This window comes from Variibacter gotjawalensis (genome assembly GCF_002355335.1).
GTDB lineage: Bacteria > Pseudomonadota > Alphaproteobacteria > Rhizobiales > Xanthobacteraceae > Variibacter > Variibacter gotjawalensis.
This window is the reverse complement of sequence record NZ_AP014946.1, coordinates 1,509,148-1,521,156: the sequence shown is the minus strand read 5'-3', so window position 1 is coordinate 1,521,156 and position 12,009 is coordinate 1,509,148. Positions and strand designations below refer to the sequence as shown.

Here is a 12,009-nt window from a genome sequence, read left to right as displayed (position 1 = left end):
TTAAATGAACACACCCAATCCGGGGCAGAAGCCGGCTCGGACCGAAGAGCCTAACCGCTCTCCCGAAGAGGCAGCCGCCATGGTTGCCAATGTCGAGGGCGAAATCCGCGACTTCGTTCGCCGCGACGTGCAGACGCCGCGCCGGGAGCAGCCAGAGAATCAGCCGCAGAACCTCAACGCGCTGATCGAGCGCGTCGGCGGCACGTCGATCAAGGAGCTCGACCAGCTGATCAGCGAGCTGACCGTCGTTCGCGATTATCTCAAGTCCGAAGGCGAACGCGTCCAGCGCGAGATCGCCAATTATGCGCAGGTCAGCCAGGCCGCGATGTCGTCCGCCAAAGTGATTTTGGACAGCATGGGCCAGTGGAAGACGGCCGTAACGCCGCCACGCGACCGCGGTTAACCCGCTTTATCCCGCGAAAGAATAAAAGAGCGCCCGGCCCCGCCTGGCGCTCTTTCTTTTTGGCGTTTCCCAAGCCGAGACAACTTTCACGCGAAAAAGATTCAAAAATCGTTCGCTGAAACGTTCCGGAAACATTGACGACATTCGGCCGAAACGGGAGCGGCTCATAAAGGGGACAACAGGCCACCGAGCCACAGGGACCGTCACAATGTTCCAACTGTCGCCCCAAACGATCTTCTCGCCGCGGTTTCTCGCGCTGCCCCTCATTGCGCTGACGATCATCGTCGCGCTGGCGCAGACCGCTTCGCGTAACCCGACTGTCGCCGGCGCTCAGGTGGCTAGCCCCACCGTGCACCGCGCGATCAACTGCTCGGACCCGTCGAAAGCGGCGTCCCCGACCTGCACCGTCGCCGCTGCCCCGGCCCGTACGGTTCAGTAATACCTGTAAGCCTACACTACCTCCAGACTTCCTGACCCGGATCGGATGCCCCCGATCCGGGTTTTTCTTTTGTGCTGAGGGGTTTAACGATCAGAACTCCGTCATGGCCCGCTTCATGCGGGCCATCCACGTCTTGGCTGGGCCAGCGAGGAAGTAAGACGTGGATGGCCCGGACAAGAAGGGCCATGACGACCGAAAGGCTTTGCTAGCGGGCGACGCTCACGCCTTCTGCGTGATCAGCTCGACCACCGTGCGCTTCTCGGTCTGAATAATGATCACCTGCCCACCCACAAACGCACAGCTATACCCTTTTACCTGAGGAATCGCTTCCGTCAGCGCGGGCGGCATCGCGATCACTTCGACGCCTTGCGGCACCGTATCGCCGATTTTCGGCTGCCAAGTCGGCGGGGTGGCCGTACTGACGTGCTTTTGGTTCGAAATGCTCGAATAAATGAGGTCGCGCTGGGCCGGCGTGAGTCGCAAATCACCCTCGGCATCCGGCGTTGCGCTCTGCGCCCAAGCCAGAGACGGCGAAATCACAACCAAAATGAGCGCCGTCCGGCGGCTTAGGTCGAATTTGCGGTCTTCACTCATGGCGCTCTCCTTCATTACCCCAGGGGCAACGCAGGGACGCCGAGGTCGGTTGCATGGCGCATCGCCGCAGGCCTGCCCGCGTTAACGACTGCCCAAACAATCAGCGCCCGCGTTAACGCACATTTCGGAACAGAAATATGCCGAGACAACTTCTCGAAACAGCGAATCGTTATCTATGCATCAACGAAGTTGGATCACTGTCGCCGCCATGTTGATTTTCCCGATTGCCAGCGCCGTCTTCGCTGTCCTCATCCTCGCCACGCTTCTCCTCTGGAGAGCCGGCGCCAACGAACCGAACTCTTGAGAGTACCGAGTATCCGTCATGGTCGATAAAACCCGCCTGCAACTGATCGGTTGGCTGCTCGGCAGCACCACTGCCATCGTCTTCTTGGTTGCGGCCGTGATGGTCAGCGACGCGGTCGCTTCGCGCTTCTAAGCCGACCATCCGAAACCTGCTGATCTGGTGAGCGGCGTCGCCAAGCGAGCGCCGCTTTTCTCATGCCTTCGCGCGGCTGCCGCGCGCGTTCGCACATTGCGAGGGCGACCGTTTGTCTGCTAACGCTCTGTCTTAACGTTTTCCCGCTTGAAACCGACGGAGAGGCGCCATGTCGCTGGCCAAGAAACAAGATCAAACCGTGGCAGTGCCGAACGACCTCGAAGCGTTCTGGATGCCGTTCACGCCGAACCGTTCGTTCAAGGCGAAGCCGCGGCTCATCTCGCGCTCGCAGGACATGCACTATTACACGCCGGAAGGCCGCGCCATCATCGACGGCTCGGCGGCTCTCTGGTGCGTCAACGCCGGCCATAACCGCAAGCCGATCGTCGAAGCGATCCAGAAGAGCGCTGCCGAACTCGACTACGCGCCGGCCTTCCAGTTCGCGCATCCGATGTCGTTCGAACTTGCGAGCCGCATCGCGGATCTCGCACCGAAGACGATGGACCACGTATTCTTCACCAATTCCGGTTCGGAAGCGGTCGACACAGCGTTGAAAGTCGCCATCGCGTATCACCACGCCAAGGGCCAGGACTCGCGCACGCGCCTGATCGGCCGCGAGCGCGGTTATCACGGCGTCGGCTTCGGCGGCATCTCGGTCGGCGGCATGGTCGCCAATCGCCGCTTTTTCGGCGCGATGCTGCCGGGCGTCGACCACCTCTCGCACACCTACAATCGCGAGCATCAGCAGTTCACGAAGGGCGAACCCGAGTGGGGCGCCCACCTTGCCGACGATCTCGAGAAGATCGTCGCACTGCACGACGCCGCAACGATCGCAGCCGTCATCGTCGAGCCGATGTCGGGTTCGACCGGCGTGCTGCCTCCGCCGAAGGGCTATCTGCAGCGCCTGCGCCAGATCTGCGACAAGTACGGCATCCTGCTGATCTTCGACGAAGTCATCACGGGCTTCGGCCGGCTCGGTGCGGCGTTCGCGGCCGAGCGTTACGGCGTGACGCCGGACATCATGACCTTCGCGAAGGGCGTGACGTCGGGTTCGGTGCCGATGGGCGGCATCGTCGTGCGCGACGAAATCTACAATGCGTTCATGAACGGCCCCGAGCATATGCCGGAAATCTTCCATGGCTACACCTACTCGGCGCATCCGCTCGCCTGCGCGGCCGGCCTCGCGACGCTCAACGTCTATCGCGACGAAGATCTCTTCAATCGCGCCAAGAAGCTCGAGCCGTATTGGGCCGACGCCGTCATGTCGCTCAAGGACGAGCCGGGCGTGCTCGACATCCGCCAGGTCGGCCTCACGGTCGGCATCGATCTCGCGTCGAAGCCGGATGCATTCGGCAAGCGCGGCTACGAAGCGATGGGCCACGGCTTCCACGAGGAAGGCATCATGCTGCGCGGCATGGCCGACACCCTCGCGATGTCGCCGCCGCTGATCGTCACCGAAGCCCAGATCGACGAGATGGTCGACAAGACCCGCCGCGTCATCAAGGCCGTGATGTAAGGGACTTATCTCTAACTTACTTTAGTGTCCGTGTTCGCTCATACCTCTCGGCTCCTTGGTTCCCTCCCCCCTTGCGGGGGAGGGACAGGGAGGGGGGTGAGCCGCGAAATCGGAGCTAGTATTACCCCCCTCTCTGTCTCTCCCCCGCAAGGGGGGAGAGAACGCAAGAATCGCAGCGCCGATTTTGGCGGGGAGCTGCGAGAGATTTAGTAATGACCATTCCCAGACTTTCCCTCACCGATCATTTCGCAACGCTCGCGCCCGCATACGACGTTGTTTTTTCCGATGTCTGGGGCGTCGTTCACAACGGCTCCGCCGCCTGGCCAGACGCTTGCGATGCGCTGACGCGCTTCCGCGCAGCCGGCGGCACCGTCATCCTTCTCTCCAATGCGCCGCGTCCCGGCGATCGGCTCGTCGCGCAGCTCGATGCGCTGAACGTGCCGCGCGAAGCCTACGATCGCGTCGTGACGTCCGGCGACATCACGGTTGCGGAGATCGGCAAGCGCGCCGGCGTGCCGGTGTTCCACATCGGGCCGGAACGCGATCACGGACTGTTCGGCGGGCTCGATGCGCCGCGTATGGAGCTGATCGACGAAGCCGACTATGTGGTCATCTCGGGCCTCTTCGACGACGAGACCGAAACGCCGGACGACTATCGCCCGACGCTGGAAAAAATGCTGCGCCGGCATATGCCGATGATCTGCGCCAACCCGGATCTCGTCGTCGAGCGCGGCGACAAGCTCGTCTACTGCGCGGGAGCGATCGCGGATCTCTACGAGAAGCTCGGCGGGCCCGTGATGTATGCCGGCAAGCCGCACGCGCCGGTTTACGATCTCGCGCACGCGGTCGCGGAAGAGATGCGTCACGCCAAGGTCGATCGCAAACGCATCGTCGCGGTCGGCGACTCGGTGCGCACCGACCTCACAGGCGCGGCCGATGCCGGCATCGATTGCGTGTTCGTCACCTCCGGCATTCATGCCGAAGAGCTCGGCCATCGCGATTCTCCGGAGCTTGAGAAACTCGCCAGCCTCTTCGCGGTGTCGGGCGTTCACCCGCGCGCCGTCATGCAGGCGCTGAAGTGGTGAGCGAGCGCTCGGCGCAAGTCCCGGGCACCCACCTCCCCCTGCAAGGGGGAGGTCGACGCGAAGCGGCGGGAGGGGGTCTTTCGTCAACTCGGTCGTCGCTGTATGACCCGCTCCGGTCATCGCTACGTGACCCCCTCCCCAACCCTCCCCCTTTCCGGGGGAGGGAGCGCGCCGAGTTCGTGGCACCATGAGTGCAACCAAGCCATTCCTCGTTTCGCGCGGACTGCCGCCGGCCGGCAGCGCGCTCTCCGGCGCTGTCGTCGCCATCGGGAATTTCGACGGCGTGCATCGCGGCCATCGCGCCGTGATCGATGCGGCGCGCGCACTCGGCGCAACGTTAAAAGCGCCCGCCGTCGTGCTCACCTTCGATCCGCATCCGCGCGTGTTTTTCCGGCCCGACGTGCCGATGTTCCGGCTTACCGACGGCAACACCGAGCTGCAGGTGCTCGCCGCGACCGGCCTCGACGGCGCGATCGTGCTGACCTTCGACAAGGCCTTCGCGTCGCTGACGGCGGAAGAGTTCGTTCGCGACATCCTCGTCAAACATCTTGCGATCCACGGCGCCGTCGTGGGTTACGATTTTCATTTCGGCAAAGGCCGCGGCGGCTCGCCGGACTTTCTCATCGCGCAGGGCAAAGAGCACGGCTTCGCCGTCGAGGTCGTGGCGCAGCAGCGCGCCGGCGGACAGACCTTCTCGTCGACCGAAATCCGCACGGCGCTCAGCGACGGCCGCATTGCCGACGCCAACGCGATGCTCGGCTATACGTGGTTCGTCAGCGGCGTCGTGCAGCACGGCGAGAAGCGGGGCCGCGATCTCGGCTTCCCGACCGCGAACCTGAAACTCGATCCGGCCTGCGGACTGCGCCACGGCATCTATGCGGTGCGCGTGACGATCGACGGCAAGACGCATGACGGTGTCGCAAGCTTCGGCCGCCGCCCGACCTTCGACAACGGCGCACCGCTGCTCGAGACTTACATCTTCGATTTCTCGGGCGACCTCTACGGCAAGACGATCGACGTTGCCTTCGCGGGCTGGATCAGGCCGGAGCTCAAATTCAACGGGCTCGACCCGCTGATCGTCCAGATGAAAGACGATGTCGCGAAAGCGCGCGCGATCCTCGTGAAGGACGACGCCAAATCGCGCCCGGCTGCGCGTTCGATCCAGCAGATCTAAAACACTTCATTCCGTGTCAGCTCGGCCTCATCCTGAGGAGCAATGCTGGCTGGCGAAGCCAGCACGCATTGCGTCTCGAAGGACGAGGCCGCCCATCCTTCGAGACGGACCGCTACGCGGTCCTCCTCAGGATGAGGGCGGAGAGAAGTGCTTGACCTAGCTCTTTTATAGGAATAAATATCTATGACGATCTCGCATCTAGAGGCGGGGCCGTATGTGGAGCGCCGGGAGGCGCTGGGTCCCGCGTCATGTGGACCCCACGCCTCCTAAGCGCGGCCCGGCAGTAATGTCGGTGTCCGCGTGAGGCGTGAGAGCGGGTCGCCACCCGCTCTGAAGGGCGCTCGTCGGCGCCCTGGCGCCTCCCGGCGCTCCATTCCGGTTTCGGCGGGGACGGAAAGGGACAAGGGGCAGCCGGCGCCCTCGCCAAACCGGGTGCGAAGCGTTGGCTAATTCCCGAGAACGCGTTTCCACTTTTCGCAACGATGCATTAGAAGACCCGGCATGACGATACTGCGCAGCATCATTCGGCCGATTATCGGCCCGGCTTCCGCCTGACGCGCCACGCATGATCCCCGAACGTGGATCATGCGCCAAGGACCGCGCTGCGGAAGACCGGGACTTTCCGCCCGTATCGCCACTCATTTCCAAAGCGCCACAGATGACCGACAAAGCACGCGACTACAGCGAAACACTATTTCTGCCGCAGACGGATTTCCCGATGCGCGGCGGCCTTCCGCAGAAGGAGCCGGAGCTGCTCGCGCGCTGGGCGAAGCTCAAGATGTACGACCGGCTGCGCGATGTCGCGAAAGAGCGCCCGCGCTACATCCTGCATGACGGCCCGCCCTACGCGAACGGCAACATCCATATCGGCCACGCCCTCAACAAGGTGTTGAAAGACGTCGTCACGCGTTCGCAGCAGATGCTCGGCCACGACTCCAACTACGTGCCGGGCTGGGATTGTCACGGTCTGCCGATCGAGTGGAAGGTCGAGGAAGAGTATCGCGCGAAGGGCAAGGCTAAGCCTGACTTCTCCGATCCAATCGCGATCAACGCATTCCGTGCCGAATGCCGCGCCTTCGCGACGCATTGGCTCAACGTGCAGCGGGAAGAGTTCAAGCGTCTCGGCGTCGAAGGCGATTGGGATCATCCCTACTCGACGATGGATTTCGCCTCCGAAGCGGTCATCGCGCGCGAGATCATGAAGTTCGCCGAGAACGGCTTGCTGTATCGCGGCTCGAAGCCCGTGATGTGGAGCGTCGTCGAGAAGACCGCGCTCGCCGAGGCCGAAGTCGAATACGAAGATTATCAGAGCGACATGGTGTGGGTCGCGTTTCCGGTGAAGCAAACCGCGAACGACGCACTCAAACAAGCCGCAATCGTCATCTGGACGACGACTCCCTGGACGATCCCGGGTAACCGCGCGATCTCGTATTCGTCGCGTATCGCCTACGCGCTCTATGAGGTCGAGTCGGCAACGAACGATTTTGGCCCGCAGAAAGGCGCGCGCTACATCATCGCGGAGAAACTCGCGCAGGAAGTCGCCGACAAGGCGAAGATCGTGTTCCGCAAGGTCGCGGATGTGACGGCGGACGATCTCGCGCACGTTACCTGCGCGCATCCGTTGCAAGCGCTCGGCTACACGTTCGACGTCCCGCTATTCGACGGTGATCACGTCACCGACGACGCCGGCACGGGCTTCGTCCACACCGCGCCGGGCCACGGCCGCGAAGACTTCGATATCTGGATGGCGAGCGGAAAAATGCTCGCCGGTCGCGGCATCAACCCGCGCATCCCGTACACGGTCGACGAAGACGGCTTCTACACTAACGACGCGCCGGGCTTCGGGCCGGATCGCGAAGGCGGCGCTGCGCGGGTCATCACCGACAAGGGCGCGAAAGGCGATGCGAACGACGCCGTGATCAAGGCACTGATCGAAGCCAATGCGCTGGTCGCGCGCGGCCGCCTCAAGCATCAGTATCCGCATTCGTGGCGCTCGAAGAAGCCGGTCATCTTCCGCAATACGCCGCAGTGGTTCATCGCGATGGACCAGCCGTTCGACTACGCGGGCAAAGGCGGCGCGACATCGCGCGCCGGCAGCAATCAGCCGACGCTGCGCGATGTTGCGCTTGCGTCAATCAAGGAAACGCAGTGGGTGCCGGCGGCGGGCGAGAACCGCATCAACGGCATGATCGCGAACCGGCCGGACTGGGTCGTCTCGCGTCAGCGCGCCTGGGGCACGCCGATCAGTGTGTTTGTCGCCAAGCGCGACTTGCCGCAACACGGGCTGAAAGAAAAAGACGTGCTGCGCGATGCGCGCGTCAATCAGCGCATCTACGACGCATTCCTCGCCGAGGGCGGCGATGCGTGGTTCGCCGATAAATCCGGCGCGCGCTTCCTCCAACCCGATTTCGATCCGGCGGATTTCGAGAAAGTCACGGACGTCATCGACGTGTGGTTCGACTCAGGGTCGACGCACGCCTTCACGCTAGAAGACCCGGTCGCGTTCCCGCAGCTCGCGGGCACGAAACGCAAGGTCGACGGCGGCAACGACACCGTCATGTATCTCGAAGGTTCGGACCAGCATCGCGGCTGGTTCCACTCCTCACTGCTGGAAAGCTGCGGCACGCGCGGCCGCGCACCGTTCGATGTCGTGCTGACGCACGGCTTCGTGCTCGACGAGAACGGGCGCAAAATGTCGAAGTCGCTCGGCAACACGACGGCGCCGCAGGACATCATCAAGACTTCGGGCGCCGACATCCTGCGCATGTGGGTCTGCGCCTCCGACTATGCGGACGATCTGCGCATCGGCCCGGAGATCCTGAAGGGCACGGCGGAAACTTATCGCAAGCTGCGCAACACAATCCGCTGGATGCTCGGCTCGCTCGCGCATTTCCGTCCCGAGGATCGCGTCGCGGTCGACACGATGCCGGAGCTTGAGCGGCTGATGCTGCATCGTCTCGCCGAAGTTGGCGAACAGGTCGAGCAGGCGTATCGCGATTTCGACTACAAGCGCATTTTCGCGACGCTCGCGGCCTTCATGAATATCGACCTGTCAGCGTTCTACTTCGACATCCGCAAGGATACGCTCTATTGCGATCCGATCTCGTCGGTGACGCGCAAGGCGGCGCTGACCGTGATCGACCGTCTGTTCGAGCACACAGTGCGATGGCTCGCGCCGATGCTGTGCTTCACGGCGGACGAGGCGTGGATCGCGCGGCATCCGGGCGACACGAATTCGGTGCATCTCGAGACCTTCGCGGAGCTTCCGGCAGGTTGGCGTAACGACGGGCTGGCCGAGAAGTGGCGCAAGGTGCGCAGCGTACGCCGCGTCGTCACCGGCGCGCTGGAGTTGGAGCGCGCGCAGAAGCGGATCGGCTCGTCGCTCGAAGCCGCTCCGGCGATTCACATTGCGGACGCGGAATTGTTTGCGGCCGTCTCCGATATCGATTTTGCCGAAGTGTGCATCACGTCGGCCGCGACTTTGGTTTCGGGCGAAGGTCCGGCGGATGCGTTCCGCATGCCCGAAGTGCCGGGCGTTTCTGTCGTGTCGCAGCGCGCCGACGGGCAAAAGTGCGCGCGATCGTGGCGCTACTTCGATCCGGCGACCGCCGATGCGGCCTACCCCGACATCACGCCACGCGACGCGGTCGCGATGCGCGAGTGGGAAGCGCTGCCGAAAGGCGCGGAGTAATCACGCGACGTAAGAAGCGCGGAGGCCCGTGAGCGTGGCCTCCGTCGCATCGACGACACGTGAGCGCGCGCCGATCATCTCGAGCCCGGCCTGATAGGTGCGACTCAACGTAGCCCCACCGATCAGCGGAATCTCTGCGTTTCCGATCCAATCGCGCTGGCCGCCGATGTCCGCACCGATCAACAGTCCAGAAAGATAGCCGGCACACCAGCTCGGCGAATGTCCGGATAGCAGCGCGCCGGCGCGTGTACGGAACAGCGTCGATGTGAGTTTTTCCGGGGCTTCGATACCACGCTGCAATCCTTCGAGCGTTCCGGCCTGACGCTCGTCTTCTTTGATCTCGCCGCCGAGCGAATGCCGCAGCACAGAATGCACACTCAGCACTTCGAACAATTCGCCGGTGATCGCGGTCGCGAAGCGCTTGATCTGGCGATCGCGCAGCTCGACCCATTTCGCATGCGTTCCCGGCATGCAGACGATGCCTTCGAATTTCGGATCGAGCGCGATCAGACCCAGCAGCTGCGTTTCCTCGCCGCGCATGACATCGTCATTGCCGCCGCGCTGGCACACGCCCGGCAGAATGCGCGGACGCAGACGCGACGGCGGCATATCGGGCGTCACGGCATATTGCAGGAGATCATCGAGCCGCGCCGGCGTTTCGAGATACGGCGCCTCGCACCAGCCTTGCCGCGCGCCGGCCATGCCACAGATCACGACGTCCAAGAGATCGCCGTCGATGTCGATTTCGGACGTCAGCAATTCGCCGAGCACGGCCGGATAATCCGCGCGCGCGAGACGCGACATGCCCTGATCGGACGAAACTCCAAAAGCCGCGTCGCCATTCGGCGCGATGCCCCAAGCGCGCACGTTGCTCGTGCCCCAATCGACCGCGATCCACGCGACGTCCATGGCTGGCTTCCTCCCGGCTTGCCATTTGCTCCACATTTCGCCACGTCCTGCCGCTAATGCAAAGCGTGCTGTTTTCGAGAGGTTGTCGATGAAAGTTCTGCTCGCCGCCCTGCTGATCGTCCTGCCTTTCGCCGCGATGGCTCAGGAGAACAAGGCCGAGGCCGAACTCATGCAGGCGATGGCGTATTCGAAGGTGGAGCAGAAAAGGATCAAGGAACCCGGCGAAGCGATCCGTGCCCTGGTGCGCGAGAAGGTGCTGGCGCTCAAACCAGACCGGCGGATGGACTACACCGACTATCGCATCGTCAAACGGCCGGCGACTTTCCTCGGTCAGGAGCTTGTCGTGGTCGAGGAAGAGTATCTGACGAAGTATATCGGCTGCTGCGTGAACGAGGGGATCGGCGCGATCCTCCGCGTCACCGGCGATCGTGCGCCCCTCGAAGCTTTCGCCAAGGAAAATCTCTGCAAGCTGCGCGAGCAGCAGCATGTGCTGGAAGATCTGCGCAATATCGGGATGAAGAATATCAGCGGCGAATACACCGCGATCAGCTGCCGCGAACGCGATACTGTCGAACTTACCCGATGACGCCGATGCCGTTCCAATCGGGGCGGATAACGCCTGCTACGCCCTCGAAGGCGCCAGGCTCTAGCTCGTAGATCAAAAGGCGCGCCGGGTCGACCGGCCCTTGCATCGTCACGCGCTTCTTCTCGATCAGCTTGAAACCGAGCTTTCCGTAATATGGCTCATCGCCGACCAATACGCACAGGCGATGGCCGAGTTTGGTCGCCTCTTCGAGCGAGCGGCGGATGAGCTCCTGGCCGATGCCGCGGCCGCGAAAGGCCGGTTCGATGGTGACCGGGCCAAGAAACAGAGCCGGCGTCTCACCGATCGTGATCGAACACTGCCAGATCGAGCCGACCATCAGCGTTCCGACGCGCGCCGTGAAAGAGAGGTCGATGCGGTGTCCGACCTTCTCGCGGATGCGAAAAGCCGTCCGCGCGAAGCGGCCGGGGCCGAACGTGCGCTCGTGCAGGCGCTCGATCGCCTCGGCGTCGGCGGCGGTCTCTTGGCGAATGGTGAAGGTCAGATCGTTCATGGCAGTTCCGGCCCGCGATAGCATTGCGGGGCGGCTCCGTCCATCCGCCTACCAATACGGGCTTGGCGGGCTGCCGGAGGTGACCTCGGCGATGCGGCGGCGAGTCCCCTGCGTCGTGCCGTCCGGCAACGAATCGAAGGGGAAGAAGCCGCTCTCGACGATCTCGCGGTTCGGCTTCGGCGTTTCGGTCTGCTTGAAGTCGCGGATGACATACAGCGCGACATGGTCGCGGCGCGAAACATGGAGATTGAAGTAAATTGCGAAAAGCGGCGGCGGGGCCGTGAAGACGATTTTGCCTTCCTCCTCCAACTCGCGCGTCAGCGCCAGTATCATCGTTTCGCCGGTCTCGACGCCGCCGCCGGGCAGATGCCAGCCCGGCACGTAGGAATGGCGGATGAGGAAGACGCGGCCTTGCGCGTCGAGAACGATGCCGCGCACGCCCAGCGTCATGCCGCGCGCGAAGCGCCAGTAAAAATGGAGAACGCGGCGGATCGCCGGTTCGGCAAATTGTCGGAAGCGGCTCAGCATGACGCCGTCATGTCACACCTACGGACTTTCGCCAACAAAGCTGCGCGGCGCATGCATGGCAGTGATGCCGCGGCGACGTTGGCGAACGCTCGCGTACAACCTACGTACTAAGTCCACGCGACGGTTGTTGTCCTCCC

The 12,009-nt window shown here is 63.3% G+C and carries 11 protein-coding genes; 7 read left to right on the top strand and 4 right to left on the bottom strand.

Features of this window, described 5'->3' with window-relative positions; translation table 11 throughout:
• Nucleotides 1–4 precede the first annotated feature (4 nt).
• Nucleotides 5–403: a hypothetical protein gene (locus GJW30_RS07340; RefSeq protein ID WP_245408683.1), complete on the top strand. Its 399-nt coding sequence runs from the start codon at nucleotides 5–7 to the stop codon at nucleotides 401–403.
• A gap of 208 nt (nucleotides 404–611) precedes the next feature.
• Nucleotides 612–842 (top strand): hypothetical protein, encoded by a 231-nt coding sequence (locus tag GJW30_RS07335; protein WP_096353621.1) that lies wholly within the window; start codon nucleotides 612–614, stop codon nucleotides 840–842.
• A gap of 219 nt (nucleotides 843–1,061) precedes the next feature.
• Here GJW30_RS07335 and GJW30_RS07330 read toward each other — a convergent pair whose 3' ends face one another.
• On the bottom strand, nucleotides 1,062–1,436 hold the full coding sequence (locus GJW30_RS07330; protein WP_130364787.1) for a hypothetical protein: 375 nt from the start codon (nucleotides 1,434–1,436) through the stop codon (nucleotides 1,062–1,064).
• Between the two features lie 605 nt (nucleotides 1,437–2,041).
• On the opposite strand from GJW30_RS07330, the gene aptA reads away from it, so the two are divergent.
• The 4 genes from aptA to ileS all read left to right on the top strand — a co-directional run bounded on the left by aptA (nucleotide 2,042) and on the right by ileS (nucleotide 9,338).
• Nucleotides 2,042–3,388, top strand: coding sequence for an omega-aminotransferase AptA (aptA, locus tag GJW30_RS07325; RefSeq protein WP_096353616.1), 1,347 nt, complete (start codon nucleotides 2,042–2,044; stop codon nucleotides 3,386–3,388).
• A 212-nt stretch (nucleotides 3,389–3,600) separates the two neighbouring features.
• Nucleotides 3,601–4,473, top strand: a complete 873-nt coding sequence (locus GJW30_RS07320) for a TIGR01459 family HAD-type hydrolase (RefSeq protein ID WP_096353613.1) — start codon at nucleotides 3,601–3,603, stop codon at nucleotides 4,471–4,473.
• A 187-nt stretch (nucleotides 4,474–4,660) separates the two neighbouring features.
• Nucleotides 4,661–5,647 carry a bifunctional riboflavin kinase/FAD synthetase gene (locus GJW30_RS07315; RefSeq protein WP_096353610.1) on the top strand — a complete coding sequence of 329 codons (987 nt, stop codon included), beginning with the start codon at nucleotides 4,661–4,663 and terminating at the stop codon, nucleotides 5,645–5,647.
• Between the two features lie 658 nt (nucleotides 5,648–6,305).
• Entirely contained in the window at nucleotides 6,306–9,338 is a 3,033-nt protein-coding gene (gene ileS / locus GJW30_RS07310) for an isoleucine--tRNA ligase (protein WP_096353607.1), read from the top strand.
• On the opposite strand, the gene GJW30_RS07305 is transcribed toward ileS, so the two are convergent.
• Entirely contained in the window at nucleotides 9,339–10,247 is a 909-nt protein-coding gene (locus GJW30_RS07305; protein ID WP_157746709.1) for a 2-dehydro-3-deoxygalactonokinase, read from the bottom strand.
• 88 nt (nucleotides 10,248–10,335) lie between these two features.
• Here GJW30_RS07305 and GJW30_RS07300 point away from each other — a divergent pair, with 88 nt between their 5' ends.
• Nucleotides 10,336–10,833 carry a hypothetical protein gene (locus GJW30_RS07300; RefSeq protein WP_096353601.1) on the top strand — a complete coding sequence of 166 codons (498 nt, stop codon included), beginning with the start codon at nucleotides 10,336–10,338 and terminating at the stop codon, nucleotides 10,831–10,833.
• Here the strand turns inward: GJW30_RS07300 and GJW30_RS07295 are convergent.
• Entirely contained in the window at nucleotides 10,823–11,344 is a 522-nt protein-coding gene (locus GJW30_RS07295) for a GNAT family N-acetyltransferase (RefSeq protein ID WP_096353598.1), read from the bottom strand. The genes GJW30_RS07300 and GJW30_RS07295 overlap by 11 nt on opposite strands.
• 48 nt (nucleotides 11,345–11,392) lie before the next feature.
• Complete coding sequence (locus GJW30_RS07290) at nucleotides 11,393–11,872, bottom strand: NUDIX domain-containing protein (RefSeq protein WP_096353595.1); 480 nt, start codon at nucleotides 11,870–11,872, stop codon at nucleotides 11,393–11,395.
• Between the last annotated feature and the right edge of the window lie 137 nt (nucleotides 11,873–12,009).

Coding starts and splice junctions, on each gene's coding strand:
- GJW30_RS07340 (WP_245408683.1), top strand. CDS start 5: ATGAACACACCCAATCCGGGGCAGAAGCCGGCTCGGACCGAAGAGCCT.
- GJW30_RS07335 (WP_096353621.1), top strand. CDS start 612: ATGTTCCAACTGTCGCCCCAAACGATCTTCTCGCCGCGGTTTCTCGCG.
- GJW30_RS07330 (WP_130364787.1), bottom strand. CDS start 1,436: ATGAGTGAAGACCGCAAATTCGACCTAAGCCGCCGGACGGCGCTCATT.
- aptA (WP_096353616.1), top strand. CDS start 2,042: ATGTCGCTGGCCAAGAAACAAGATCAAACCGTGGCAGTGCCGAACGAC.
- GJW30_RS07320 (WP_096353613.1), top strand. CDS start 3,601: ATGACCATTCCCAGACTTTCCCTCACCGATCATTTCGCAACGCTCGCG.
- GJW30_RS07315 (WP_096353610.1), top strand. CDS start 4,661: ATGAGTGCAACCAAGCCATTCCTCGTTTCGCGCGGACTGCCGCCGGCC.
- ileS (WP_096353607.1), top strand. CDS start 6,306: ATGACCGACAAAGCACGCGACTACAGCGAAACACTATTTCTGCCGCAG.
- GJW30_RS07305 (WP_157746709.1), bottom strand. CDS start 10,247: ATGGACGTCGCGTGGATCGCGGTCGATTGGGGCACGAGCAACGTGCGC.
- GJW30_RS07300 (WP_096353601.1), top strand. CDS start 10,336: ATGAAAGTTCTGCTCGCCGCCCTGCTGATCGTCCTGCCTTTCGCCGCG.
- GJW30_RS07295 (WP_096353598.1), bottom strand. CDS start 11,344: ATGAACGATCTGACCTTCACCATTCGCCAAGAGACCGCCGCCGACGCC.
- GJW30_RS07290 (WP_096353595.1), bottom strand. CDS start 11,872: ATGCTGAGCCGCTTCCGACAATTTGCCGAACCGGCGATCCGCCGCGTT.